Annotated in this window: 25 protein-coding genes; 11 read left to right on the top strand and 14 right to left on the bottom strand. The window is 73.3% G+C overall.

Translation table 11 applies throughout. The annotated features are described in order from the left end of the window. The first annotated feature begins 59 nt into the window (after positions 1–59). Entirely contained in the window at positions 60–602 is a 543-nt protein-coding gene (gene tpg / locus ABT095_RS08055) for a telomere-protecting terminal protein Tpg (RefSeq protein WP_350528456.1), read from the top strand. 84 nt (positions 603–686) lie between these two features. Then, on the top strand, positions 687–1157 hold the full coding sequence (locus ABT095_RS08050; protein WP_350528455.1) for a hypothetical protein: 471 nt from the start codon (positions 687–689) through the stop codon (positions 1155–1157). A 28-nt stretch (positions 1158–1185) separates the two neighbouring features. Here the strand turns inward: ABT095_RS08050 and ABT095_RS08045 are convergent, their stop codons facing one another. The 3 genes from ABT095_RS08045 to ABT095_RS08035 form a co-directional block, all read right to left on the bottom strand. After that, a complete protein-coding gene (locus ABT095_RS08045; protein ID WP_350528517.1) occupies positions 1186–1392 on the bottom strand; it encodes a hypothetical protein in 207 nt (68 codons plus the stop codon). 43 nt (positions 1393–1435) lie between these two features. After that, complete coding sequence (locus ABT095_RS08040) at positions 1436–1861, bottom strand: YjbQ family protein (RefSeq protein ID WP_350528454.1); 426 nt, start codon at positions 1859–1861, stop codon at positions 1436–1438. Positions 1862–2179: 318 nt separating this feature from the next. Continuing rightward, positions 2180–2446: a hypothetical protein gene (locus ABT095_RS08035; RefSeq protein WP_350528453.1), complete on the bottom strand. Its 267-nt coding sequence runs from the start codon at positions 2444–2446 to the stop codon at positions 2180–2182. A gap of 605 nt (positions 2447–3051) precedes the next feature. On the opposite strand from ABT095_RS08035, the gene ABT095_RS08030 reads away from it, so the two are divergent. Continuing rightward, positions 3052–5289, top strand: coding sequence for a bifunctional glycosyltransferase/CDP-glycerol:glycerophosphate glycerophosphotransferase (locus tag ABT095_RS08030; RefSeq protein ID WP_350528452.1), 2238 nt, complete (start codon positions 3052–3054; stop codon positions 5287–5289). On the opposite strand, the gene ABT095_RS08025 is transcribed toward ABT095_RS08030, so the two are convergent. Beyond that, the gene (locus ABT095_RS08025) at positions 5258–6475 is read right to left on the bottom strand and encodes a hypothetical protein (protein ID WP_350528451.1); all 1218 of its coding nucleotides are present in this window, start codon (positions 6473–6475) and stop codon (positions 5258–5260) included. The two genes, ABT095_RS08030 and ABT095_RS08025, sit on opposite strands and share 32 nt — an antisense overlap. Before the next feature lie 34 nt (positions 6476–6509). Continuing rightward, on the bottom strand, positions 6510–7043 hold the full coding sequence (locus tag ABT095_RS08020) for a SigE family RNA polymerase sigma factor (protein WP_350528450.1): 534 nt from the start codon (positions 7041–7043) through the stop codon (positions 6510–6512). Positions 7044–7274: 231 nt separating this feature from the next. Here ABT095_RS08020 and ABT095_RS08015 point away from each other — a divergent pair, with 231 nt between their 5' ends. Beyond that, positions 7275–7943 (top strand): lysophospholipid acyltransferase family protein, encoded by a 669-nt coding sequence (locus tag ABT095_RS08015; protein WP_350528449.1) that lies wholly within the window; start codon positions 7275–7277, stop codon positions 7941–7943. A 113-nt stretch (positions 7944–8056) separates the two neighbouring features. Here the strand turns inward: ABT095_RS08015 and ABT095_RS08010 are convergent, their stop codons facing one another. The 6 genes from ABT095_RS08010 to ABT095_RS07985 all read right to left on the bottom strand — a co-directional run bounded on the left by ABT095_RS08010 (position 8057) and on the right by ABT095_RS07985 (position 15429). Then, the gene (locus tag ABT095_RS08010; RefSeq protein ID WP_502884835.1) at positions 8057–10114 is read right to left on the bottom strand and encodes an ABC transporter ATP-binding protein; all 2058 of its coding nucleotides are present in this window, start codon (positions 10112–10114) and stop codon (positions 8057–8059) included. A 48-nt stretch (positions 10115–10162) separates the two neighbouring features. Continuing rightward, entirely contained in the window at positions 10163–10960 is a 798-nt protein-coding gene (locus tag ABT095_RS08005) for an alpha/beta fold hydrolase (RefSeq protein WP_350528447.1), read from the bottom strand. Positions 10961–11007: 47 nt separating this feature from the next. After that, a complete protein-coding gene (locus ABT095_RS08000; RefSeq protein ID WP_350528446.1) occupies positions 11008–11778 on the bottom strand; it encodes an SDR family NAD(P)-dependent oxidoreductase in 771 nt (256 codons plus the stop codon). Positions 11779–11996: 218 nt separating this feature from the next. Further along, positions 11997–12908: an SDR family oxidoreductase gene (locus ABT095_RS07995; protein WP_350528445.1), complete on the bottom strand. Its 912-nt coding sequence runs from the start codon at positions 12906–12908 to the stop codon at positions 11997–11999. Beyond that, entirely contained in the window at positions 12905–13879 is a 975-nt protein-coding gene (locus ABT095_RS07990) for an alpha/beta fold hydrolase (RefSeq protein WP_350528444.1), read from the bottom strand. The genes ABT095_RS07995 and ABT095_RS07990 overlap by 4 nt, the downstream gene beginning before the upstream one ends. Next, positions 13876–15429, bottom strand: coding sequence for a flavin-containing monooxygenase (locus ABT095_RS07985; protein WP_350528443.1), 1554 nt, complete (start codon positions 15427–15429; stop codon positions 13876–13878). The genes ABT095_RS07990 and ABT095_RS07985 overlap by 4 nt, the downstream gene beginning before the upstream one ends. A 170-nt stretch (positions 15430–15599) precedes the next feature. Here ABT095_RS07985 and ABT095_RS07980 point away from each other — a divergent pair, with 170 nt between their 5' ends. Beyond that, a complete protein-coding gene (locus ABT095_RS07980) occupies positions 15600–16352 on the top strand; it encodes a MerR family transcriptional regulator (RefSeq protein ID WP_350528442.1) in 753 nt (250 codons plus the stop codon). Positions 16353–16530: 178 nt separating this feature from the next. Beyond that, positions 16531–17781 carry an MFS transporter gene (locus ABT095_RS07975; RefSeq protein ID WP_350528441.1) on the top strand — a complete coding sequence of 417 codons (1251 nt, stop codon included), beginning with the start codon at positions 16531–16533 and terminating at the stop codon, positions 17779–17781. Here ABT095_RS07975 and ABT095_RS07970 read toward each other — a convergent pair. From ABT095_RS07970 to ABT095_RS07960, 3 genes are all read right to left on the bottom strand, one after another. Beyond that, positions 17742–18323: a GNAT family N-acetyltransferase gene (locus ABT095_RS07970; RefSeq protein WP_350528440.1), complete on the bottom strand. Its 582-nt coding sequence runs from the start codon at positions 18321–18323 to the stop codon at positions 17742–17744. The genes ABT095_RS07975 and ABT095_RS07970 overlap by 40 nt on opposite strands. Positions 18324–18374: 51 nt before the next feature. Further along, positions 18375–19148: a DUF2278 family protein gene (locus tag ABT095_RS07965; protein WP_350528439.1), complete on the bottom strand. Its 774-nt coding sequence runs from the start codon at positions 19146–19148 to the stop codon at positions 18375–18377. A gap of 104 nt (positions 19149–19252) precedes the next feature. Next, on the bottom strand, positions 19253–20014 hold the full coding sequence (locus ABT095_RS07960) for a (2Fe-2S)-binding protein (RefSeq protein WP_350528438.1): 762 nt from the start codon (positions 20012–20014) through the stop codon (positions 19253–19255). Positions 20015–20154: 140 nt separating this feature from the next. On the opposite strand from ABT095_RS07960, the gene ABT095_RS07955 reads away from it, so the two are divergent. The 5 genes from ABT095_RS07955 to ABT095_RS07935 all read left to right on the top strand — a co-directional run bounded on the left by ABT095_RS07955 (position 20155) and on the right by ABT095_RS07935 (position 24253). Further along, entirely contained in the window at positions 20155–21165 is a 1011-nt protein-coding gene (locus ABT095_RS07955) for a FecCD family ABC transporter permease (RefSeq protein ID WP_350528513.1), read from the top strand. After that, positions 21162–21356 carry a hypothetical protein gene (locus ABT095_RS07950; RefSeq protein ID WP_350528437.1) on the top strand — a complete coding sequence of 65 codons (195 nt, stop codon included), beginning with the start codon at positions 21162–21164 and terminating at the stop codon, positions 21354–21356. Before ABT095_RS07955 ends, ABT095_RS07950 begins: the two co-directional genes overlap by 4 nt. After that, a complete protein-coding gene (locus tag ABT095_RS07945; RefSeq protein ID WP_350528436.1) occupies positions 21353–22366 on the top strand; it encodes a FecCD family ABC transporter permease in 1014 nt (337 codons plus the stop codon). Before ABT095_RS07950 ends, ABT095_RS07945 begins: the two co-directional genes overlap by 4 nt. Then, positions 22366–23178, top strand: coding sequence for an ABC transporter ATP-binding protein (locus ABT095_RS07940; protein WP_350528435.1), 813 nt, complete (start codon positions 22366–22368; stop codon positions 23176–23178). The genes ABT095_RS07945 and ABT095_RS07940 overlap by 1 nt, the downstream gene beginning before the upstream one ends. Positions 23179–23257: 79 nt before the next feature. Continuing rightward, positions 23258–24253, top strand: coding sequence for an ABC transporter substrate-binding protein (locus ABT095_RS07935; RefSeq protein WP_350528434.1), 996 nt, complete (start codon positions 23258–23260; stop codon positions 24251–24253). Positions 24254–24324: the final 71 nt, after the last annotated feature.

Raw genomic sequence — 24324 nt, 5'->3', positions numbered from 1 at the left:
GAATGACCACCCGCCCCCGAACGACCGCCCGACGAGTACAGCAAAGGACCTGATGCCCCGTGGGGGAGATCGACGAGGGCCTGGAGCGTGCCGAGCGCACCCGCCCGATCCCGCAGTCCCTGCCCGCCCGGCTGCGGTTCCTGCTCAAGGGGTTCAAGGGCTCCACCAAGCGGCTCGCCGCCGACCTCGGGGTCAGCCAGCGCACCGTGCAGCGCTGGCTCAAGGGCCAGTCCGTCCCCAAGCCGGCCGCCGCCCGGACGATCGAGGCCCGGGTCCGCGCCAAGTGGCAGCCCCGGGTGCGGCGGCGGGTGCGGCGCGAGGCCGAGCGGAGCGGCTTCATGCTCCACCTGTCCGCCACCTTCGGCTACAGCTCCGCCGCCGGCTCCACCGACGACCCGCGCCCGCGCACCATCACCCAGCGGATGCCGGGTGACGTCGCCCAGCGGCTCTACGCCGCCCGCGACGCCGGAGCCACCCAGGCCCAGCAGGAGCAGATCCTCGCCGACGGCCTGCGCGACCACTACTTCAGGGACAACGGCCACCGCGCCACCGGCCTTGACGTCGAACTGAACGACCTCGCCTGGATGGACCTGGAGCTCTGACCGGCCGGTCGTCTCTTGTCGGTCCGCCGCTGTCATGGTTTGATCACGATGGTTCGGCATCAGAGACCATCGGGGGTGATGGGCGTGTTCGGCGATTCCTGCCTGCCCGGGGAGAACAACAGCGAGCCGACCCAGGCACAGCTGTGGGACCTGCACAGCCGCGCGGAGGCGCTCGCGCGGGACACCGCCGCGCTACGGGCCCGCTCCGGCTTCCTGCCCGACGCGGTGGACCACGCCCTCACCGAGGCGGCGAACCGCATCAACCAGGCCGCCGAAGGCCTGGCCGACGCCAGGGCCACCCAGTGGGCCGGCTCCTGCACGGCCTGGTGGCACCTCTGCCCCCACTGCGGCCGGCCCCAGCAGACCGAGGACGGCCGGTCCCGCTGCCTGGCCTGCGACACCACCTCGAACCGGCCCCGGACTCAGTGCGGGCGCCCCGGCGCGTACGTGGCGATGGACCCGACCGGCGGCACGGTCCTGGTCTGCGCCCCGCACGGCCACTACATCCAGGCCCGCCTCGACGGCAGCCTGCTGCTCCCCGTACCCACCCCGTAGGGGCCGCACCCACCCCGTAGGGACCGGCTCAGCCCGAGCAGGCGATGCGCTGGGCCTCCTGCCAGGCGCAGACCGGGCAGAGGGTGGCGCCCGGGTGGGCGGCGGGGTACTCGGTGGGGTCGCCGCAGCGCACGCAGTCGGCGCGCGGGCCCGCGTCCTCGGACGGGGTGAGGGCGCGTACGGCGTCGGGGCCGCCGGCCAGGTCACAGCTCGGGGCGTCGGGTTCCTCGGTCACGCCCTCAAGAGTAGGCCGCAGGGCTCAGCCGCCGGGGCAAGGCTCAGCCGCCGAGGTAAGAGAGGCGGACGGTCCGGCGCGGGTTGTCGCCGTTGGTGTCGATCAGGACGACGGACTGCCAGACGCCCAGGGCCAGCCGGCCGCCGACCACCGGGAGGGTGGCGTGCGGGGCGACCAGGCCGGGGAGGACGTGGTCGCGGCCGTGGCCGGGGGTGCCGTGCCGGTGGCGCCAGCGGCTGTCGGCGGGGAGGAGGTCGCGCAGCGTGGCGAGGAGGTCGTCGTCGCTGCCGGCGCCGGTCTCGATCACGGCGATGCCGGCGGTCGCGTGCGGGACGAAAATGTTCAGGAGTCCGTCACGTCCGGGGGCGGCGGTGTCCAGGAACGCGGCGCAGCGGTCGGTGATGTCCAGGGCCACCTCCTGGCTGCCGGTGGTGACCTCGAACGTCAGGGTGTGGAAGGAGTCCGCCATGGGCCCCATCCTGGCGCAGCCCGCCCGCGCCGTGCACGCGACACCGGGCAGCGGGCCGGTGAATACCTTGTGCAGAAGCCCGGGGCCGGCGCCCGGGGACGCCTGAGACCCGGTGGACGAAATCCACCGGGTCTCAGGCTCGACCCCTGGGGGTCTCAGGGCCTCTCTTTCGGATCACGCCGGGCAGGCGCCGCCGGGGCACGCACCTCGACGGCTTCTCCTCAGTCGCCGATGCTCCGCATGGACTTCTTCGTCGGCGCCGCCGATGCACGCACCCCAACGACGCCCGCTGATCCGACGTGATCCGAAAGAGAGGCCCTAGCCTCGGCCGCCGAAGAGGCTGCGCTTGAGCCGCCGCAGCGGCGCGAGCAGCAGCACCCGCGCCGTACGGCGCGGAGCGGCGTGGGTGCTCACGCCACGCGGCGTCAGCTCCCTTATCAGCCCGAGCGCCTCGGAGGTGTCGACCACCGAGAGCGCCGGCGCTCCGAGCACGGCCAGGTGACGGTCGATCCGACGGCCGGTCGCGCCGACACCGCACTGGATCGCCGGCACGCGGGGCCGACTCCGAACTTGCATGTGTTCCATCAGTTTTCCCACCCCTACGAGGCGCCAGGGCCGTGAGGCGAAGACTATCCGTGAGGGACGGCCTTCGCGCAACCGTCCTGGTGTTCTGCCACCGTATCGTGCGCGGGGAACTGACGCTTCACCAGAAGAGAGTGCGCTCGGTCACGACTGAGCATCGGCCGCGCGCCCCCGCGCCGCCGACTGCCCCAACGCAACCGTTCAGGAAATGAACACAAAAGAGGGATTGACGCGGCGGAAACATACAAGCAATATCTGCAGTGGCACACAAACCCACGGGAACCTGTGAGCCACTCCACTTCGGCGGCCAAGATCATTCGACCGCTGAACGGAGGGAGTCTTCCGATCATCGGGAGCGAGTCACTGTCCGGCCGTCTCGACGCTGCGGCGGCCCGACTCAGCCCGGTGCGCGGACGGCGGCCGATCGTTGAGGGTCGGTTTGGCCGCCACCAAGACTGCCGGTGTCACCGCTCGCACGGCGGGGCACCGGCGGTCGCGTTTCCCGGGCGTTCACCCGCGATCGGTACAGTTGGGGCGTACCGGGCGACCTGCCGATGCCCCGGGCCTTCCGTGGAGTGATAACGAGCGTGACTCCTCTCCTCAGCATTGTGCTGCCAGTCCACGGGGTGGAGCGCTTCCTGCCCCGCTGCCTCGACTCGCTGGGGCTACGGGCCCCCGAGCGGCCCGGCAGAGCCGATCCGGCGCTGGGCGACGTCGAGGTCATCGCGGTGGACGACCTCTCCCCCGACGGCTGCGGCGCGATCCTGGACGAGTACGCGGCGCTCAACCCCGCGCTGCGGGTGCTGCACCTGACCGAGAACCAGGGCCTGGGCGGCGCCCGCGCGGCCGGGCTGGCCAAGGCCACCGGCCGGTACGTCTGGTTCGTGGACAGCGACGACTGGCTGCCCGAGGACACCGTCGGGGCGCTGACCACCGAACTGCGCGCCGGGGAGGCCGCCGAGGAGCCGGTGGACGTGCTGCTCACCGACTTCACCCACCAGTACCCCGACGGCACCAGCGAGCCCAACCCCTGGCGCCACCTGCTGCGCGGCTCCCCGCTGGAGCGGGGCAGCACCGCCGCCGAGTACCCGCCGCTGCTGCGGACCGTGATGGCGGTGTGGAACAAGGTCTTCCGCCGCGAGTACCTGCTCGGGCTCGAGGTCGCCTTCGGCCGGGGCTACTACGAGGACATCTCGGTCACCTACCCCGCCCTGCTGGCCGCCGGACGGCTGCGCTACCTGGACCGCCCCTGCTACCACTACCGCCGAGGCCGCCCCGGGGCGATCACCAGCACCGCCTCGGCCAAGCACGCCGACGTCTTCGCCCAGTACGACGCGATCTTCGCCTTCCTCGCCCGCCGCCCGGTCTCCCGCGCGCTCACCGCCCTGGTCTTCGAGCGGACGGTCAAGCAGGCGCTCACCGTGTACGACTCCCCCGGCCTGGTGCCCACCGGGCTGCGGTCGGACTTCTTCGCCCGGATCACCGCCCACATCGCCCGCCACCGCCCGGCCGGCTACCGCTACCCCGCCGGGCTGCGCGGGATGCAGTACCGGCTGGCCGCCCTGGGGGCCCGCCGTGCGTACGGGGAGCTGCGCCGCACCGGGCGCCTGCCCAAGGCGCTGGGCCGCCGGGCCCGGGCCGTCGCCACGGCCTCGCGCAAGGGCCTGCGCAGCGGCGCGCGGTTCACCGCGTACAACGCCTTCCGGCGGCTACCGCTGGACGAGCACCTAGCCGTCTACGCCGCGTACTGGCACCGCGGTTACGCCTGCAACCCCGCCGCGATCTACCGCAAGGCCGCGGAGCTGGCCCCGCAGGTGCGCGGGGTCTGGGTGGTGGAGACCAGGGCGCAGGCGGCCACACTCCCCGCCGGGGTGCCGTACGTGCTGCTCAACTCGCCCGGCTACCTGCGGGCGATGGCCACCGCCAAGTACTTCGTCAACAACGTCAACTTCCCGCACACGATGGCCAAGCGGCCGGGCGCGGTGCACCTGCAGACCCAGCACGGCACTCCGCTGAAGACCATGGGGATGGACCTGCGCGAGCACCCGGTCGCGGCCGACGGGATGGACTTCGCGCGGCTGCAGGAGGCCGTCGACCGGTGGGACTACCTGGTCTCGCCCAACCCGCACACCAGCGAGCACTTCACCCGGGCCTTCCCGGGCCGCTACCGGCTGCTCGAGACCGGGTACCCGCGCAACGACCGGCTGGCGCTGGCCACGGCGGCCGAGACCGCCGAGGTGCGGGAGCGGCTCGGGCTGGCCGAGGGGCGCCGGACGGTGCTGTACGCGCCCACCCACCGGGAGTCGCGCGGCGGCTACCCGCCGCTGGCCGACCTGGGCGAGCTGGCCGCCGCGCTCGGCCCCGGGTGGACGATCCTGCTGCGTACCCACTACTTCCACACCGGCGGCCCGGGCGGCCCGGCCCCCGGCGCGGGCGCGGCCGAGATCCGGGACGTCTCGGACCACCCGACCGTCGAGGACCTCTACCTCGCGGCGGACGTGCTGGTCACGGACTACTCCTCGATGATGTTCGACTACGCCGTGCTCGACCGGCCGGTCGTGGTCTTCGTCCCGGACTGGGAGGAGTACCGCCGGGTGCGCGGGGTCTACTTCGACCTGCTCGCCGAGCCGCCCGGCGCGGTGGCCGTCGACCAGGAGCAGCTGACCGCCGCCCTGCTGGCCGGTGACCCGGCCCCGGCGGCCCGGGCCGCCTTCCGGGCCCGGTTCTGCCCCTGGGACGACGGCCACGCGGCCGAGCGGGTGGTCCGGCAGGTCTTCCCGGTGACCGCCGGGCCACCGGCCGGGGAGCCGGTCGCTAACCCAGCCATTTGCGCCACTCGGGGCTGAGCACGATCTCCTTGAGCTGGTCCGTCGTCAGGACCGGCTCGGGGCGGGTCCTGGCCTGCTCGTGGCTGGGCGCGTTGATGACGGACACCAGGATCCGCAGGCCGTCGGGCAGGAAGGCCTCGGCGTAGCGCCGCCGCAGGTGGAGCTGGCCCGCGGTGTCGTCGGCGCCGTCACCGGTGCGGAGCCGGGTGCCGTCGGGCAGCCTGTCCCAGTCCAGCACCGCCTTGGGCTCGGGCGCCCGGTCGATGCTCGCCTGGTTGCTCCAGTCCTCGACGCTGATCTCGATCAGGCACCGCCCGTGGTCGTCGTCCGAGGTCAGGCTGGCGTAGCCGTTCCCCGTGTCCACGGTCCGGTGGTCCACGCCGCCGGGCAGCATGTTGGTCAGGTCCTGGAGGAGCTGCCGCCCGTCGGGGATCACCGGCTCGTGGTAGGCCCAGTTGGGCGGGACGGCCATCGCCGCGCCGGACCAGACCGGGGCGGCGGCCACCGCGGCGAGCTGGTCCAACGACAGCGGCGGCTCCGGACGTGTGGGGCGGGCGAGCTGGGCCGGCGCGTTGACCTCGCCGAAGATGACCATGTACCCGTCCTTGCCGCTCAGCTGGGCATCCCAGGAAGCCGGTTCGGTGGCCGTGGCGGCTCGCTGGGTGACCGTCAGCCTGGAGCCGTCGGGCAGCTTGCTGCGTTTGCAGGTCACCGTCGTCAGGCACAGGTCCTCGGGGTACCCGCGGATCGGGTCCATCCGGAACACGCTCAGCGTGACGGCGGCCGGGCCGTGGCCGTCGTCGTACGTACCGGACAGGTCCACTCCCTTGCCGGTGGGGCCGCCACGCGTGACGGTGAGCCTGCCGCCCGCGGGCAGCAGGCCCCGCAGCGCGTGCTCCGCGCCGTCCCGGGTGAGCAGCTCGGGTGAGGGGGCGTGGACGGCCGCGGCCGGGCTCACCACCGCCCGGTGGGGCAGGCCCGTCGCGACCGCGCCGACCACCCCGGTGAGCGCCACCGCCGCCACTCCGGCGAGCACCGCCCGGCGCCGGCGGCGGCGGACCCGGCGGCCGAGCGCCAGCCCGGAGGAGATCAGCGGCGCGGGGTCGGTCTCGAACCGGGCGCCGGCCACCGCGAGGGAGCGCGCGAGGTCGTCCTCGAACCCGTCCGACTCAGGGTGGGCGGACATATCGAACTGTGCGGACATTCCGGAGTCACCGTCTCTCTGGCAGTCGTCGGGGTCAGTTGCGGACGAAGTCGGCGAGCGAGTCGCCGAGCAGGGCCCGCAGGCGGTTCAGCGCACGGACGCTCTGGGTACGGACGGCCCCGGAGCTGGCGCGCATCGCCTCGGCGGTCTCCTCCACGCTGCGGTCCTCCCAGTAACGGAGGATCAGCACCGCGCGGTCGCGCGCCGAGAGCCGGCCCAGCGCGTCCATGAGCGTCACCCGCACGCTCGGGTCGACCTCCCTCCCCGGGTGGTCCGGCAGCTCGCCGTAGGGGCGCTCGGTGGCGCTGCGGCGGCGCTGATGGGAGAGGAAGGCCCGCACCAGTACGGTGTGGGCGTATGCGGCGGGGTTGTCGATCCGGGTGCCGCCGGAGAGCCAGGAGGTGCGGTGCCAGAGCACGTACATCCGCCCGAGGACCTCCTGCACCAAGTCCTCGGCGAGGTGGGTGTCACCTCCCGTCAGGAGGCAGGCCGAGCGGTAGAGGTGCCCGGTGCGCGCGGCGGCGAACTCCAGGTACTCGGCTTCCCGCTCCGTACGACTTCTTGACACCGGCTCTCCCTCGCTCTCCTGCGCTGACACCGTGTTGATGCGACGACGGGCGGCGATGTTACAGGCGAGTACGGAACGTTTCTGCGCGTACGGCCCCTGGCGCCGGGCGTGACCAGGATCGCAGTCCGCACACAACCGTCATGGGGGCGAGCCACTAGGGAGATGTCGTAATCTGCGGTCTGACCTCGGCCCCGGTGTGAGCCCGGGGATGTCACCGGCCAGGGAGGGTCCATGATCAACCTCATCACCAAGCTTGTGCTCAAGCCGCTGGCGAAGGCCGTCTACCGGCCCGTCATCGAGGGCCTGGAGCACGTGCCGCGCGGGGGCGGGGTGATCCTGGCCAGCAACCACCTGTCCTTCATCGACAGCGTGGTCATCCCGCTCACCGCACCCCGTCAGGTCTTCTTCCTGGCCAAGGCCGAGTACTTCACCGGGACGGGCTTCAAGGGCGCCCTCTCCCGCTCCTTCTTCGAGGCCATCAACGCGGTGCCGGTCGAGCGCGGCACCTACCGCTCGGCGCAGGCCTCGCTGGAGTCGGCGCTGGAGATCCTGCAGGACGGCAAGGCCTTCGGCATCTACCCCGAGGGCACCCGCTCGCTGGACGGCCGCCTCTACCGGGGCAAGACCGGCGTCGCCTGGCTGGCGCTGACCGCCGGGGTGCCGGTGGTGCCGGTGGCCCTCGAGGGGCCCGACCAGATCCTCCCCGTCGGCAAGCGCATCCCGCGCCTGCGCAAGGTCACCGTCCGCTTCGGGCAGCCGCTGCACTTCACCGAGCTGCACGGCCAGGCCCGCAACGCCAAGGCCCGGCGCCAGGTGACCGACCAGGTGATGGCCGCGATCCAGCAGCTCTCCGGCCAGGAGCTCGCCGAGGCCTACAACGAGCGTCCGCTGGCGGCCTAGGAGTTTGCTGAAGATCTTTCTCCGGCCGCCCGCCTTGCCCGAGTTCGCCGGTAGATGTCGATCGGGGCGATCTGGTGCAAGCTGGGCGCGATTTCAAGATCGTCAGTGCACTCCTAGGGCCTCTCTTTCGGATCACGTCGGATAGCGGGCGTCGTTGGGGTGTGTACATCGGCGGCGCCGACGAGGGAGTCCATGCGGAGCATCGGCGACTGAGGAGAAGCCGTCGAGGTGCGTGCCCCGGCGTCGCCCGCCCGGCGTGAGTCGCCGGACAGACCCTGTGCGGGGACGGCGGACGGGGCCTCCCGGCGCAGCAGGGCCGCGTACCGGCCGTCGAGGGCCAGCAGTTCCTCGTGGGTCCCGAGCTCGACCACCCGGCCGGTGTCGAGCACGGCGATCTGGTCCGCGTGCCGGATCGTCGAGAGGCGGTGCGCGATGGTGATCGTGGTGCGGCCCGCCGCGAGGGTGTCGATGGCCTGCTGCACGGCGCGCTCGGTCTGGTTGTCGAGCGCGCTGGTGGCCTCGTCCAGGATCAGCACCGGCGGGTTGCGCAGGATGGTCCGGGCGATCGCCAGGCGCTGCTTCTCGCCGCCGGAGAACCGGTAGCCGCGCTCGCCGACCACGGTGTCGTAGCCCTGCGGCAGCTCCGAGACCATCTGGTGGATCTGGGCGGCCTTCGCCGCCTCGACCAGCTCCTCGTCGGTGGCGCCGGGCTTGGCGAAGCGCAGGTTGTCGGCCACCGAGGCGTGGAACAGGTAGGTCTCCTGGGAGACCACGCCCGTCGCCTCGGCCAGGGCGGCGAAGGAGAGGTCCCGCACGTCGGTGCCGTCGATGGTGACCCGGCCGCCGGTGACGTCGTAGAGCCGGGGCACCAGGTAGCTGAGGGTGGTCTTGCCGGAGCCGGTCTCGCCGACCACGGCGAGGCTGCTCCCGGCGGGCACCGTGAGGTCGATCCCGGACAGCGTGGGCCGGTCCTGGTCGCCCTGGTAGCGGAAGTCGACACCCTCGAAGGCGACGTCGCCCCGGACCGTCTCCGGGCGCACCGCGTCCGGCCGCTCGGCGATCTCGACCGGCAGGTCCAGGTACTCGAAGATCCGGGCGAACAGCGCGAGCGAGGTCTGCACGTCGACCCCGGTGGAGAGCAGGCTGACCGTCGGCCGCAGCAGGCCCTGCTGGAGCGAGACGAAGGCGACCAGGGTGCCGATCGAGACCAGTGGCGCCCGGCCGGAGGCGGTCAGCCCGGCGGCCCAGTAGATCGCGGCGGGCATCGCGGCCATCACGATCCCGATCACCGACATCCGCCAGCGGCCGGCCATGCTGGAGCGGATCTGCAGCTCGGCCAGTTCGTCGGACTGCTGGGTGAACTCGCGCGAGAGCGAGTCGGTGCGGCCCATCGTGCGGCCGAGCAGGATGCCGCTGACGGAGAGCGACTCCTGCACCGCCGAGCTCATCAGGGCGAGCTGGCGCTGCTTCTCGGTGGTGATCCGCTTGCGCTCGTTGCCGACCCGGCGGCTGATCCAGACGAAGAACGGGAGCAGCAGCAGCGAGACGAGCGTCAGCCGCCAGTCGAGCGCGACCATGGCCACCACGGTGGCGACCACGCTGGTCAGGTTGGAGACCAGGGAGGTGGCGGTGGAGGTGACGGTGGACTGCATGCCGCCGATGTCGTTGGCGATCCTCGACTGCACCTCGCCGGTGCGGGTGCGGGTGAAGAAGGCCAGCGACTGGCGCTGCAGGTGGCTGTAGACGGCCGTCCGCAGGTCGTGCATGACCCGCTGGCCGACGGTGGTGGAGATCAGCGTCTGCAGCACGTTGAAGATGCTGTTGACCACCGCGGCGGCGATCATGCCGAGTGCGAGCAGGCTGAGCAGGCCGGTGCGGCCCTGCGGCAGCGCGACGTCCAGGACGGCGCGGAGCAGGAACGGCGTGGCCACCGAGACCACCGCGGAGGCGGCGACCAGCAGGCCGACCAGCGCCAGGCGGCCGGCGTAGGGGCGGAACAGGGCCAGGATTCGGCGCAGCTGGGCGGGCGGCCTGGGCTCGCCCGCAGCCGGGCCGGACCATTGGATTCCTTCGGGCCTCAAGGGCGACCTCCTGGGTGGTGGACATGGCTCATGGGGGCGTGCGCGGGCGCGGTTGCGCCGTCTTGGACCAGCATACCGAGATAAACTCATAGTTAGGCAAGCTAATAGTGAGACTGGACTCTTATTGGCTTGCAGCGGCTACCGGCCCGCGGCGGCCTCGGCGATCACCCGGGCCGTCGCCGCCGGCTGCTCCACCAACAGCAGGTGGCCCGCATCGGGCACGGTCACCAGCGTGACCAGGGAGCTCTCCTCCAGTTCGAGGCGCTCCTCCTCCTTCAGCCCGATCTCGTCGTGGTCGCCGCGCACCACCCAGGACCGGGCCCCGGAGCCCAGCAGCCGGTCGACCAGGGAGGGGTGGCGGTCCAGGTACCCGTAGTAGTGGTGCACGAGCTCGCGGCAGAACGCGGGATCGTTGTTCCCCAGGTCCGCAGCCAGCTGCTCGGCCCGCTCCTGCGGGATGCCGCCGGCCAGCATCTCCTTCTTCATCATCGCGGGCATCGTCCGCAGCATGGCCGTCCAGGCCAGCGGCCCCACCGCCGGGATCCGGCCCACCTGGTCGAGCACCCCGAGGAACTTCGCCTCGTCGGCCCGGGAGAAGGTGGGCGACAGGAGCACCAGCGGCCCGGTGAAGACGCCCAGGGCCGCCATCTCGATCGCCACGTTCGCCCCCAGGCTGTGCCCGGCCACCAGCGTGCAGCCCTCCGCCGTGGCGCACTCGGCCAGCAGCCGGGCGTAGTGCTCCATCGACAGGTCGTCCGGCGGTTCGGTACGGGCGAACCCCGGCATCGTCACGGCCACCAGGCCCAGCCCCGCGACCTCCGGCCGGGCCAGCACGTCCGCGTAGAACTCCTTGCTGCACATCCCGCCCGGCAGCAGCAGCACCCGGCGCCCCGCGTCGGCGGGGCCCGCCCTGCGTATGTCCAGGTTCTCCTTCATACCTCCAGCCTGGCCCTCGCCGGGCGGGCCCGCGCTCCCGGCCCGGGTCAGTCGCGGTAGGTGCGGGCCGCCTTGGAGGAGACGCCGCCGAGGCGGCCGGGCGGCAGGAGGCGGGCCAGGGTGACCAGCGCCCGGTAGCGCTTGCCGGGGACGGAGAGGGAGCGGCCCCGGGCCAGGTCGCGCAGGGCCTCGTCCACCACGCGCTCGGCGGAGAGCCAGGTCCAGGCCGGGATGTTGGAGGTGCCCATCCCGGCGCGCTCGTGGAACTCGGTCCGGGTGAAGCCCGGGCAGAGCGCCAGCAGGCGCACGCCGCTGCCCTCCAGATCCCGGGCGATGCCCTGGGTGAAGCTCACCACCCAGGCCTTGGAGGCACCGTACGTGCCGCGCGGCAGGAAGGCCGCGACGGAGGCGACGTTGACGATCCCGCCGAAGCCGCGCGAGCGCATGCCGGGGACGGCGGCGGTGGTCAGCCGCAGGATCGCCTCGATGTGCACCTTCACCATGGCCAGCTCGTCCTCGACCGGCACGGCGAGGAAGGCGCCCTTGTGGCCGAAGCCCGCGTTGTTGACCAGGATGTCCACCGGGCGCTCGTCGTCGCGCAGGCGATCCTCGACGGCGGCGATGCCGGTCTCGGTCGCGAGGTCGGCCGTGAGGGTCTCGACCGTCACGCCGTACGCCTTGCCGAGCTCGGCGGCGGTCCCCTCCAGCCGGGCGGTGTCCCGGGCCACCAGGACGAGGTCCCGCCCGTCCTTGGCGAGCCGGCGGGCGAAGGCGGCACCGATTCCGGCGGTGGCGCCGGTGATGAGAGCAGTGGTCATGGACAGACCGTACTGCGCTGAAGGCACGTCAGGCGGGCGGTGCGGCCCGGAGTGACGCGCCCCACGCCGGACTGCGCACCGCCCCCAGGGGCGCGAGGAACTGCGCGAAGCGGTGGGCCGCAGGCCGTGCCTGGCTGGTAGCGCACGCAGTTGATGAGCAGAGCCCCGCGCCCCTGGAGGGTGCAACTGAGTCGGCTGCCTCACTGGAAGCAGAGTGCCTACTTGGCCGCGCCGTTCCCCGCGCCCCTGGCGGTGGTTGCTGTGTCCGCCTGCCCCCCGGCGCCGACGGCCCGCAGGCGGGAGGCGGCCGTGGCCTTGAGGTCGGGGGCGAGGCGGGCGATGTCGCGGCTGCCGACGGCGGCGATCAGGGTGGGGAGGAGCCAGCGGACGGGCTGCATGCCGCGCAGCCAGGCCTGGGCGTAGACGTGGGCGGAGCGGCGGGCGATGCCGGCGACCAGGCGGTCGACGGCCGGGCCGAGGGGGTAGGTCTTGTTGGCCGGCCAGGGGAGGCCGGCCCGCATGCGGCGCAGCACGTCGTCCTGGTCGGCGCCGCGGACCATGTCGGTGTCGGTCCAACTCAGGTACCCCACACCGACCTTGATGCCCTGGTAGGCGACCTCCGCCCGCAGCGAGTGCGCGAACGCCTCCACGCCCGCCTTGCTCGCGCAGTACGCGGACATCAGCGGCGCCGGGGTGATCGCCGCCAGCGAGGCGATCTGCAGCAGGTAGCCGCCACTCTCGGCCAGCGCCGGGAGGAAGGCCCGCGCGGTGGCCACACTGCCGAGCAGGTTGACCTCGATGACACGGTCGTAGGCCCGGGGGTCGCTGTCCTCCAGGGGGCCGCCGATGGCGATCCCGGCGTTGGCGACCACGGTGTCGATCCGCCCGTAGCGGTCCACGATCGCGGCGGCGGTGGCCCGCAGCCCGTCCAGGTCGGTGACGTCGGCCTCCCAGTAGGAGGCCGACGGCCCGCACAGCGCGGCGGCGGCCTTCAGCTCCTCGGGCTCCAGGCCGACCAGGGCCACCTTCGCGCCGGCCTGCGCGAGCTTGCGGGCCGTCAGCGCGCCGACGCCGCGCGCGGCCCCGGTGACGACGACGACCTGGGCGGAGAGGGGCGGTACGGTGCTCACTTGGCGGTGCTCCCTTGCTGCTCGGCGGTGCGGCGGTCCTGGGCGATCCCGGCCAGGCGGTGGATCTCGGCGGCGACCTCGGCGGGCCGCTCCAAGGGTGACATGTGGCCGACCCCGGCGAGTTCGAGCAGGCCCTGGGAGTCGGGCAGCGCGGCCACGATCCGGCGGGCGTGCACCGGCGGGGTGAGCCGGTCGTGGGTGCCGACGATCACCGAGGTGGGCGCGGTGAGCCGGGGCAGCTGGTGGTACTCGTCCAGGGTGCCGAGCACCTGGGACCAGCGGTAGCGGGTGGCGACCGGACAGGCGTGCACCACCTCGGCGGTGACCCGCACCCGGGCGGGCGAGGAGTCAGGGCCCATGGTGGCGTACTTGAGCGCGGCGGAGCTGATGTTGTTGACCCTGCCGAGCGGCATCCGGGACTGCAGCAGCAGCTTGCCCAGCACCCGCCGGGCCCCCTGGCCGCGGACGAAGGGCGGCACCACGGCCAGCTCGGCCAGCAGGTCACCCGCGCCGGTGGAGACCAGCACCGCGGCGGCGGTCCGCAGCGAGACCTCGGCCCGGTCGGCGGCGGCCATGATGGTCATGCCGCCCATGCTGTGCCCGGCCAGCACCGCCCGCTCCCCCGCCGGGACGACGTGCTGCAGCACGGCCTCCAGGTCGTCGGCGAGCTTGGCGGTCGAGTAGCCGGCCTGGGTCGGCGGCAGGTCGCTGCCGCCGTGGCCGCGCTGGTCGTACGCCACCACCCGGTAGTCGGGGACGAGTTGGCGGATCACCGGGGCCCAGAACCGGGTCGAGCAGGTCCAGCCGTGGGCCAGCACGACCAGCGGCGCGCCTTCGGGCCCGTGTGCCTCGGCGAAGATCCAGTGGCCGTCGGCGGAGCGGATCCGGTACGTCTCGGCCGGAGTGGGCGGCACGCAGTCGGCTGCCGTGTCCAGCGGGGTGACGACGGCCTTGCTGAATTCAGGCTTCACGCGGAGACCTCCAGGGCGGCGGGGGCGGGCACGGGGGCGGTGATCAGCTCGTACTCGGTGAGATCGACCTTGCGGGTGGCACGGCGGAAGCTGCTGGTCGAACCGGGCCACAGCACGGTGTTCTTACCCGTCTCGTCCAGGTACCAGCTGCGGCAGCCGCCGGTGGTCCAGACGGTCCTGGTCATCCGGTGCTGGAGCTCGAGGTTCCAGCGGCGCTGGGCCCGCTCGGTGGGGTGCATGGCCACCGCGCCGACCGCCGGGAGGGCGGTCAACGCATCGACCAGGTAGTTGAGTTGGGACTCGATCATCAGGATCATCGAGCTGTTGCCGAGGCCGGTGTTGGGACCGATCACGAAGAACAGGTTCGGGAAGCCGTGCACGGTCGAGCCGCGCAGCGCCTCCATGCCGTCCTTCCACTCCTCCCGCAGGCTCCGGCCGTTGACACCGAACACCCGCTCCCCGATCGGCATTTCGGTGACGTGGAAGCCGGTGCCGAAGACGATCGCGTCCACCTCGTGCTCGCCGCCCCGGGAGTCCACCAGGGTCGAGCCGCGCACCTCGGCCAGACCGGCGGCGACCACCTCGGCGTTGGGTGCGGCCAGCGCCGGGTAGTAGGTGTTGCTGAGCAGGATGCGCTTGCAGCCGATCCGGTAGTCCGGGGTCAGCTTGGCTCGCAACTGCGGGTCCTTGACGCCGCGTTCGATGTTGCGCACGGCCAGCTGCTGCACCAGCCTGAGCGCGCCGGGGCGCTTGACGAAGGCGTCCACCTGGAGCTCGCGCAGCGCGAACAGGGCGGCGCGGCGCAGCTTGCCGGTGGGCGGGACGGCGCCGTGCAGCCACTTCTCGAAGCCGCTGATCTCACGGTCCGCGCGGGGCAGCACCCAGGCGGGGGTGCGCTGGAAGACGGTCAGCCTGCCGACCTTGGGCTGGATGGCCGGGATGATCTGGGCGGCCGAGGCGCCGGTGCCGACCACCGCGACGCGCTTGCCGGCGAGGTCGAACTCGTGGTCCCAGCGCGAGGAGTGGAAGACCCGGCCGGGGAACTCCGCCAGCCCCGGGATGGCCGGGATCTGCGGATCGGCGAGCGGTCCGGCGGCGGCCACCACGGCGTCGGCGGTCCACACCCCGGCGGCGGTGGTGACGCGCCAGCGGCTGTGCTCCGGCTCCCAACGGGCCTCGGTGACTTCGGCGTTGAAGCGCAGGTGCGGTCGGACCCCGAAGGTGTCGGTGACCTTCTCCAGGTAGGCGCGGATGTCCGGCTGGAAGGAGAAGGCGCGCGGCCACTCGGGGTTGGGTGCGAAGGAGAAGGAGTACAGGTGCGAGGGCACGTCGCAGGCGCAGCCCGGGTAGCTGTTGTCACGCCAGGTGCCGCCGACCGCGTCGGCGCGCTCCAGGATCACGAAATCGGTGATCCCGGCGCGGCGCAGCCGCACGCCCGCGCCGATACCGCCGAAGCCGGAGCCGATCACCGCCACCCGCACGTGCGGGGCCTGCTCGGGGCCGGGCTGCTCGGCGGCGGCCTGCTTGCCGCGCTTGGGGCTGGATGCCATCGGATCGGCCTCCTGGGAGGGGAGTGGTGTGGTCCACGTCCACGAGAACCGTGCCAGTAATCACTGGCACGATTGGCAGAGTAGCGGCTGGCGCCGCCCCGGGGAAGAAGGCGGACGGCATCTGTTTCCGGCCTCCTGCCGAGCCCCCGGACGGCCCTATGCTGGGCGGCGTGGAGACGATCAGCACAGCGGCCGAGGCCGCGCCGGCCCGCCAGTACCGGGTGGAGGAGCTCGCCCGGGCGGCCGGGATCACCGCCCGGACGCTGCGCTTCTACCGTGAGCGCAAGCTGCTGCAGGCACCGCGCAAGGAGGGGCGGATCGCCTGGTACGGCGAGGAGCACCTGGAGCGGCTGCGGGTGATCGCCGAGCTGCTCGAGCGCGGCCACACCCTGGGCGGGATCGCCGAGCTGATCGGCGCCGGCGAGAGCGGGCGGGACGTCGCCGAGCTGATCGGCCTGCAGGCCGCGATCACGGCGCCCTGGTCGGACGAGACCCCGGTGCACCTCACCTGGGCCGAGCTGGGCGAGGCCTTCGGCGACCAGCTCACCGAGGCCAACACCGCCGAGTCGATCGCCCAGGGCTACATCACCCTCGAGCCGGACGGCATCACCCACGTCAGCCGCCGCCTGATGGACGCCACCACCTCCCTGGTCGCCGAGGGCGTGCCGCTCACCGCCGTGCTCGCCGCCAGCCGCAAGGCCCAGGACTACGCGGACGCCGTCGCCGAGGTCTTCACCGCCCTGGTCCGCGACGAACTGCTCGGCTCGCTGCGCCCCGACCTGCCCGCCGCCGAGGCAGCCCGCCTGACCGCCCTGATCCAGCGCGTCCGCCCGCTCGCCCGCACCGTCGCGGACGCCCAGTTCGCCCTGGCGATGGACCGCCGGGTGGTCGCCGAGTACGGCCGGATCACCGAAGGCGACTGAGCGCCGCCCGCGCCCCCGAGCTCTTTCCGCCATCCTGCTTGTCGTCCCACTGACGAAGTGTGGACATCTGATGGTGATACGGTTCATGCCCTCACCCGCAGGACGACTTCCTCAACTACGGGCCGGTGGACGGGAGGCGGGCGCCCCGAAGCCGGACCCTTCGAGGGGTGTTCTCCGCATGGGCGTGGTCTCGACGTTCCGTACCGCCGTGGGTCTGACCGGCGGGCGGGTGCTCACCTGGTCGCTGCTCGGGCGGCTGCCCAACGCGATGTGCCCGATCGGCAGCCTGCTGCTCGTCACCCACGACTCCGGCAGCGTGTGGCACGGTTCGGCCGCCACCGGCCTGCTCGCCCTGGCCCAGGCGGTCGGCGGGCCGCCGCTCGGGCGGCTCGCCGACCGCCACGGCCAGCGGCGGGTCGGCCTTGCGGCCGCGCTGGTCAACGCGCTGGCGATCCTGGCCCTGGTCGGCGCCTCGCAGGCCGGCCTGCCGTTCTGGGTCCAACTCGCCTGCGCGGCGACGATCGGCGCCTCCGTGCCGCTGGTCGGCCCGCTCTCCCGCAGCCGCTGGGTGCACCTGGCCGCCGGGGACACCGCCGCGACGTCGGCCGCCCTGTCCGTCGACGGGCTCGTCGACGAGATCAGCTTCACCACCGGCCCGGCCGTGGTCGGCCTGCTGGCCACCGCCCTGGACCCGGCCGCCGGGCTGCTGCTCGCCGCCGCCCTGGTCGGCAGCTGCGGCACGCTGTTCGCCCTCCACCCCACCGCCGCCCCCGGGCGCGGCCGGCCCCGGCACCGTGCCGCCGAGCCGCTGGTGAACACCCCGTACGCGCTGCTGCTGGCCGCCACCGCGCTGCTCGGGGTCTGCTTCGGCTCGGTCCAGGTGGGCGTCACGGCGACCACCGCCGCCCTCGGGCACGCGGGGGCCGCCGGGCTGATCTACGGTCTGCTCGGCGGCGCCAGCGCGCTGGCCGGGCTGGTCACGGCCGCGCTGCCCGCCCGCCTCGGTCTGCCGCTGCGCCTGCGGGCCGGCACGGCCCTGCTGCTGACCGCCTCGCTGCCGCTGCCGGCGGTCGGCAGCGTCAGCACGCTCACCCTGGCCGTCGGCGGTCTCGGCCTGGCGGTCGCCCCGCAGCTGATCACCATCTTCGGCCTGACCGAACGGACGGTCCCCGCCGGCAGGTTGGGCGAGGCGATGGCCGCCCTGGTCAGCGCCATCACCCTCGCCCAGGCACTCGGCACCCTGACCGCGGGCTGGGTCGCGGACCACTACGGCCCGACGGCACCCTTCCGGGTCACCGCCGCCGCGGCCGCCGCCGCCCTGCTGCTCGCCGCCGCGACCGCGACCGAACAGCGGTACTGCCGCCGGGAGTTCACGCCGCTGACGAAGGCTCAGCCGCGTGAGCGCCACTCCTCCGCGAGCATGCCGTAGACCACCTGGTCGCGGTGGTCGCCGGGGAAGGCGATGGCCCGGCGCAGCACGCCCTCCTCGGTGAAGCCGAGGCGGGTGGCGAGCGCGCGGCTGCGGGTGTTGGCGGTCTCGGTGTACAGGGCGACCCGGACCAGGCCGAGTTCACCGAAGGCCCGGTCGAGCAGGGCCGTGACGGTGCGGCTCACCAGTCCGCGCCCCTCGAAGGACTCGTCGATCCAGTAGCCGATGATCCCGGCCCGGGCCGCCCGGTCGATCTTCAGCCCGGAGCTGCCGACCAGCCGCCAGCCGCCGCCCTCGGCCCGGACACCGATCAGCACCGGCAGCAGGTCCCCGTCCAGCGACTCCACCGCCGACCTCCGCAGGAACCCGGCGGTGTCGGCCACGCTGCCCTCACTCAGCGCCCAGGGCTCCCAGCGCGCCAGCCGCGCCAGATTGGCGGACAGCACCGCGTGGTAGGGCTCCGCGAGGTCGGGCGTGCGCGGGATCAGCGCGGCGTCCTCGCCGAGCGGGTGGACGAACATCGGGTGGGCGACGGCACTCAACTGGTCTCCTAGGGCTGGGCTCTGGGCTCCGAGCTCAGCCTAGACCGCCGGTCAGCGGGGGTGGCCGGCGCCGTCGGTGGCCAGCGTCTGGGTGTTGAACTTGATCTGCCAGGCGGCCACGCTGCCGTCCGCGTGCTCGCAGAGCACCGCGCCGTCCTGCCAGATCCCGTCCGTCTGGTACCACTGGCTGCCGGCCGGGTCGCCCTGGTTGCAGTGCACGTCGTGCACCCCGAGGCCGGTGGTGAAGCGCTGGCCGAAGCAGTAGATCCGGGCCGCCGCCTGGAGGTAGGGCACCAGGACGTCCAGCGCGTTGTCGCCGTTGCTGGAGACCCAGGGGAAGAACCGCAGCTGCGGCCAGAGGAAGGTGAGCAGGTCCTTGCGGGACAGCTCGGCCCGCAGCTGCTGGACCAGCTCGGCCAGTCCGTCCGCCGCGTCCGGCCCGTACACGGGGGTACCGGGCTGGTGGCGGCCGAGGGCGTGGTGCAGGTTGCCGACCAGTTGGCTGATCAGGCGCCACCAGAGCCGGTCCTGCAGCATCGGGCTGCGGGCGTAGTCGAGCGCCCCCGAGGAGGCGGCCGAGGGCAGTGGGTGGAACCCGTCGGTGAGCGCGCGGACGGTCGCGATGTCCGCCACTCGCAGGTCGTCCACCAGCCGGTAGCTGACCCCGACGCTCGCCGGCGCGTCCACGTCCAGGGCCGCCTGGTAGACGCCCTCGGGGGTGTTGAGGAAGAGGTGACCGTGGTACCACTGGCCGAAGTTGTGGGCCGGGTCGCGGTTGAAGTCCTGGTACGTGCCGATGGCGACGCCGTAGCTGGGCAGAGGCATGATTCCCTCGCAGGCCGTTCCGCGCGGCGGACGGCCCGGGGCCGTCCGCCCTCCCCTCCACTCTCCGCCTTTCACGCCCTCTTCACTATATGAGCGCCACCAGCTCACAACTCCAGGCGCCGGACCCGTTCGCCGTCCTCGGTGCGCGGGCAGGTGAGGCAGGCCTCGGCGGGGCGGACGGCGTAGTAGAGGCAGCAGCCGAGCCGGGTGCGGGTGAGGTGGCTCCGGCCCTCGGTGCCGGGCAGGCGGCGGAAGTCGGCGGCGCCGGGGAAGGGCGGGGTGTCACCAGGCAGCACCAGACCGGCCAGCTCCGCCCCGCGCTCCTCCTCGCCGAGCACCCGCCCCAGGTACCAGAGCCCGGAGGCCAGGTCGTCGGCGGCCATCCCCCACAGTGCGCGCGGCCCGCGCTTGACGTACGACTGGAAGGCGGCGAGCACCGGCCCGAGCTGCGCCGCGACGGCGGCCCGCAGCGCGGCCGGGTCACCCGGCTCGCCCTGCGGCGGGCACAGCGCGAAGCGGCCGGTGGCGATCTCGATCCGCGGCTCGGCGGGGCGCGGCACCTGGCCGGCCAGGTACCAGGGACCGCTCAGCAGCAGGGTGGCGGACCAGAGGTAGTGGTGCAGGAAGCGGGAGGCCGCGACGTGCGTGCGGGGCCGTTTCCCGTACCCGGCCTCGATCCGGGCCGCCTCGGCCTCGACGAGTTCCTCGGCGGCGAACGGCAGTTGGCCGACGGTGCACCAGCCGGGCCGCAGCGGCGCACCGGCGGGGAGCAGCTCGACGTCCAAGGCTTCGCAGGCGGCGAGCAGCCGACGGTACGTACCGGCCAGTGACCGGGGCGGTGTCGGCAGTTCGAGCAGCTTCGACAAGGCAACCCCCGAAGATCAGGTTTAGGTTAGGCTCACCTTATAGGTACCTGACGATCTCTTGACCATTCAAGAGGGCCGACTTGACTAGGTTAGGTAAGCCTCACCTAATATTTCGTCCCGTGCCTACCACCGCCACGCCGATGCCCCCAGCTGCGGCGCGGCCGGCCCGGACGGTGCGCCAGCCCCTGGTGCTCCTCTGCGGGCTGGCCGTGCTGGCGCTCTGCTGCGCGCTGAGCCTCGCTCTCGGCTCCCGCCCCGTCCCGCTCGCCACCGTCCTCGACGCCCTCACCGGCTCCGCCCACGGCGGCGACGCCGACGTGGTGACGGGCCTTCGGGTGCCGCGCACGGTGATCGGCCTGGTGGTCGGCGCCGCGCTCGGCGCGGCCGGGGCCGTCGCCCAGGGCGTCACCCGCAATCCGCTGGCCTCGCCGACCACGCTCGGCATCAACGCCGGGGCGAGCTTCGCCGTCGTCACCGCGATCTTCGCCTTCCACTGCAGCCACCCGCTGCAGTACGTCTGGTTCGCCGTCACCGGCGCCGCCGGCGCGGCCGTCCTCGCCTACGCGATGGCCCGGCGCTCGGGCGCCCTCGACCCCGTCCGGCTCGCCCTCGGCGGCACCGTGCTCACCGCCGTGCTCGCCTCCTGGACCTCCGCGCTGATGCTCGCCAGCCACCGCACGCTGGACGAGGCCCGCTTCTGGCTGGCCGGATCGCTGAGCGGGCGGGGGCTCGACGTGCTCCGGCCCGTCCTGCCGCTGATCCTGCTCGGCGCGGTGCTCGCGCTCGCCGTCACCCCCTCGCTCAACGCGCTCGCCCTCGGCGACGAGAGCGCGCAGGCGCTCGGCGTGCCGGTCGCCCGGATCCGGGTGCTCGGCGGACTGGCCGTGGTGCTGCTCGCCGCGGGCGCCGTCGCCGTGGCCGGCCCGGTCGCCTTCATCGGCCTGGCCGCCCCGCACCTGGTCCGCCCGCTGCTGGGCGGCGACCACCGCTGGCTGGTGCCCGGCTGCTTCCTGACCGGCGGCATCCTGCTGCTCGCCGCCGACGTGCTCGGCCGGGTGGTGGCCCGCCCCAGCGAGATCGAGGTCGGCATCGTGACCGCCTTCCTCGGCGCCCCGCTGCTGGCCCTGCTGGCCCGGAAGGCGGCCCGGTGAACGCTCACAACGCTTCGCTTCCCAGCGGGACGGACCCGTACGGCCATGACCTCCCGCCGGCTGCCGACCCGGCCGACCGCCCCGGCGCCACGGGCCCGGCCGATCCGACCGGCCTGGCACTGGGCCTCGGCCTGGCACTGAGCCTCGGCCTGACGCCGCTCGACGGCTGCTCCGAGGAGGCGCAGCGATGAGCTCGCTCTCCCTCCCCGGGCGGCGGCGCCGCTCCCTGACGCTCTGTGCCGTGGCCGCCGTCCTGCTCGTGCTGCTCACCGCGGTGGCGCTGAGCACCGGTCAGGTGAAGCTCCCGCTAATCGACTCGCTGCGGGCGCTGTTCGGCTTCGGCGACGACGGGAACGTGCTGGTCGTCCAGGAGTTCCGCGCGCCCCGGGTGGTCGCCGCCCTGGTCGCCGGGGCCGGTCTGGCCGTCTCCGGCTCGCTGCTGCAGCGGCTGTTCCGCAACCCGCTCGCCTCGCCGGACGTGGTCGGCGTGACCGGCGGCGCCTCCTTCGGCGCCGTGCTGCTGCTGGCCACCGGGGCGAGCCAGGCGCTCATCCCCCTCGGTGCGCTCGGCGGCGGGCTGCTGGCCGCCGTGCTGCTCGGCGGCTTCGCCTGGAAGGCCAAGGTGCCCGTCACCCGGCTGGTGCTGGTCGGGCTCGCGGTGCAGGCCTCTCTGGCGGCGGCGGTCAACCTGATGATCGTCCGCTTCCCCGCCGAGCTCGCCGCCTCCGCCCTGCAGTGGACCACCGGCTCGCTCTACGGGCGGACCTGGACCGAGGTCGACGTCGGCGGCACCGCCATCGCCCTCACCTGCGCCCTCGCCTTCCTCGCCCAGCGCCGCCTGGCCGTCCTCGACCTCGGGGACGACTCGGCCGGCGGCCTCGGCCTCGACCCGGGCCGGGCGCGCCTCGGCCTGCTGCTGCTCGCCGTGGTGCTGGCCTCGCTGGCCGCCGGGCTCAGCGGCCCGGTCGCCTTCGTCGCACTCGCCGTGCCGCACCTGGTCCGTCTCCTGGCCGGACCGCCCACCCCCGCGACGCTGGCGCTCACCGCCCTGACCGGCGCGCTGCTGCTGCTCGCCGCCGACCACCTCGCCCTGTACCTGCTGCCCGTCCACGGCCTGCCCGTCGGCGCCGTGACCGCGACCCTCGGCGCGCCCTGGCTGCTCGCCCTGATGATCCGCCGCCCGGCCCACCGGAGTGCCTGATGAACCAGCCACGGAACCAACTCGCCGCCCAGCAGCTCGACCTGCGCTACGGGGACCGCCGGATCGTCGAAGGCCTGGACCTGACCCTGCCCGGCAACGCCGTCACCGCGATCGTCGGCCCGAACGCCTGCGGCAAGTCCACCCTGCTGCGCGGCCTGGTGCGCCTGCTGGCCCCCGCTGCCGGGCAGGTCACCCTGGACGGCGCCGACATCCACCGACTGCCCGCCCGTACGCTCGCCAAGCGGCTCGGCCTGCTCCCGCAGCAGCCCGTCACACCCGAGGCGATCACCGTGGAGGCGCTGGTCCGGCTCGGCCGCTACCCGCACCAGCGGATGCTCAGCCCCTGGTCGGCCGCCGACCAGGCGGCCGTCGAGCAGGCGCTGCTGCGCACCGGCACCGCCGAACTGCGCGATCGCCAGGTGGACCAGCTCTCCGGCGGGCAGCGCCAACGGGCCTGGCTGGCCCTGGCGTTGGCTCAGGAGACCGACCTGCTGCTGCTGGACGAGCCGACCACCTTCCTCGACCTGCGCCACCAGCTGGAGGTGCTCGACCTGGTCTCCGAGCTGCACGCCAAGGCGGGCCGCACGGTGGTCATGGTGCTGCACGACCTCGGCCAGGCCGCCAGGTACGCCGACCACCTGGTGGTGCTCGACGGCGGCCGGCTCGCCGCCGCCGGGCCTCCCGCCGAGGTGCTTGACCCCGAACTGGTCGAGCAGGTCTTCGGCGTCCCGTGCCGGGTCATCCCCGACCCGGAGACCGGCACCCCGCTGGTCGTCCCGCATGCCCGCCGGGCCCGCCAACTGACGTCCTGAACCACCCCGTGACGCCCCCGCAGACGCCGGGGCTTCCTTCGCCACACCCGAAATCACCTCTGCACCAAGGAAATCCGACATGATCCAGCGCCGTCTGCCGCTCGCCGTCCTCTCCCTCGCGGTCTCCGCCGGTCTGCTCACCGCCTGCGGCAGCGACGGCGGCGCCAAGGAGCCCGCGGCCGCCACCGACAAGCCCGCCGGCGATGCCGCCGCGTCCTTCCCGCGCAGCGTCAAGCACGCCATGGGCACCGCCGAGATCAAGGCCCAGCCCAGGCGCGTGGTCGTGCTCGACAGCGGCGAGCTGGACGACGTCACCCTGCTCGGCATCACGCCGCTCGGCGCGGTCTCCCCGCACATGAAGACCGAGGGCGGCTTCCCGAACTACCTCAAGTCCAAGATCTCCGGTACCAAGGACGTCGGCCCGATGGCCGAGCCGAACCTGGAGCTGATCGCCTCGCTCAAGCCCGACCTGATCCTCTCCTCCAAGGTCCGCCACGAGAAGGTCTACGCCAAGCTCAACGCGATCGCGCCCACCGTGCTCGCCGAGACCACCGGCTTCCCGTGGAAGGACAACCTGGCCCTCTACGCCAAGGCGCTCGGCAAGAAGGCCGAGGCCAGGAAGGCGCTGGAGGACTACCAGGCCCGGGCCGCCAAGCTCGGCGCCGAGATCAAGGCCAAGAACGGCGGCACCATGCCGACCGCCTCCGTGGTGCGCTTCGTGGCCGGCCCGACCCGGCTCTACCAGAAGGCCTCCTTCAGCGGCACCGTGCTCACCGACGTGGGCCTGAACCGCCCGGCCAACCCGGACCTCGAGAAGGCCATGAGCGAGGTCTCCGCCGAGCAGATCAACAAGGCCGACGCCGACCTGGTCTTCGTCACCACCGCCGACGACCCGACCAAGACCAAGGAGAGCGAGGTCCAGAACACCCCGGTCTGGAAGGGCCTGAAGGCCGTGCAGAACAACAAGGTCTTCAACGTGCCGGACGAGACCTGGATGTCGGGCATCGGCGTGCAGGCCGCCGACGCGATGCTCGTGGACATCGCCAAGGCCGCGGGCGTCGACGCTCCCAAGTAGGCCGCCCCTTACCGGGGGTGGGCCCACTGCCCGCCCCCGCTCCCCCTGAACCACCGAGAGGACTCGTCGTC

Origin of the sequence: Kitasatospora sp. NPDC002227, assembly GCF_040296285.1 — a bacterium.
Classification (GTDB): Bacteria; Actinomycetota; Actinomycetes; order Streptomycetales; family Streptomycetaceae; genus Kitasatospora.
The sequence above is the reverse complement of the archived record's forward strand: the minus strand, read 5'-3'. Positions and strand labels throughout refer to the sequence as shown.

What these genes read in the sequence shown, in the direction of transcription:
- ABT095_RS08035 (WP_350528453.1), bottom strand. Translation starts at nt 2,446, where the DNA reads ATGGAACACATGCAAGTTCGGAGTCGGCCCCGCGTGCCGGCGATCCAG.
- ABT095_RS08025 (WP_350528451.1), bottom strand. Translation starts at nt 6,475, where the DNA reads ATGTCCGCACAGTTCGATATGTCCGCCCACCCTGAGTCGGACGGGTTC.
- ABT095_RS07965 (WP_350528439.1), bottom strand. Translation starts at nt 19,148, where the DNA reads ATGCCTCTGCCCAGCTACGGCGTCGCCATCGGCACGTACCAGGACTTC.
- ABT095_RS08015 (WP_350528449.1), top strand. Translation starts at nt 7,275, where the DNA reads ATGATCAACCTCATCACCAAGCTTGTGCTCAAGCCGCTGGCGAAGGCC.
- ABT095_RS08005 (WP_350528447.1), bottom strand. Translation starts at nt 10,960, where the DNA reads ATGAAGGAGAACCTGGACATACGCAGGGCGGGCCCCGCCGACGCGGGG.
- ABT095_RS07935 (WP_350528434.1), top strand. Translation starts at nt 23,258, where the DNA reads ATGATCCAGCGCCGTCTGCCGCTCGCCGTCCTCTCCCTCGCGGTCTCC.
- ABT095_RS07975 (WP_350528441.1), top strand. Translation starts at nt 16,531, where the DNA reads ATGGGCGTGGTCTCGACGTTCCGTACCGCCGTGGGTCTGACCGGCGGG.
- ABT095_RS07945 (WP_350528436.1), top strand. Translation starts at nt 21,353, where the DNA reads ATGAGCTCGCTCTCCCTCCCCGGGCGGCGGCGCCGCTCCCTGACGCTC.
- ABT095_RS07985 (WP_350528443.1), bottom strand. Translation starts at nt 15,429, where the DNA reads ATGGCATCCAGCCCCAAGCGCGGCAAGCAGGCCGCCGCCGAGCAGCCC.
- ABT095_RS07940 (WP_350528435.1), top strand. Translation starts at nt 22,366, where the DNA reads ATGAACCAGCCACGGAACCAACTCGCCGCCCAGCAGCTCGACCTGCGC.
- ABT095_RS07955 (WP_350528513.1), top strand. Translation starts at nt 20,155, where the DNA reads ATGCCCCCAGCTGCGGCGCGGCCGGCCCGGACGGTGCGCCAGCCCCTG.
- ABT095_RS08040 (WP_350528454.1), bottom strand. Translation starts at nt 1,861, where the DNA reads ATGGCGGACTCCTTCCACACCCTGACGTTCGAGGTCACCACCGGCAGC.
- ABT095_RS08010 (WP_502884835.1), bottom strand. Translation starts at nt 10,114, where the DNA reads ATGAGTTTATCTCGGTATGCTGGTCCAAGACGGCGCAACCGCGCCCGC.
- ABT095_RS08000 (WP_350528446.1), bottom strand. Translation starts at nt 11,778, where the DNA reads ATGACCACTGCTCTCATCACCGGCGCCACCGCCGGAATCGGTGCCGCC.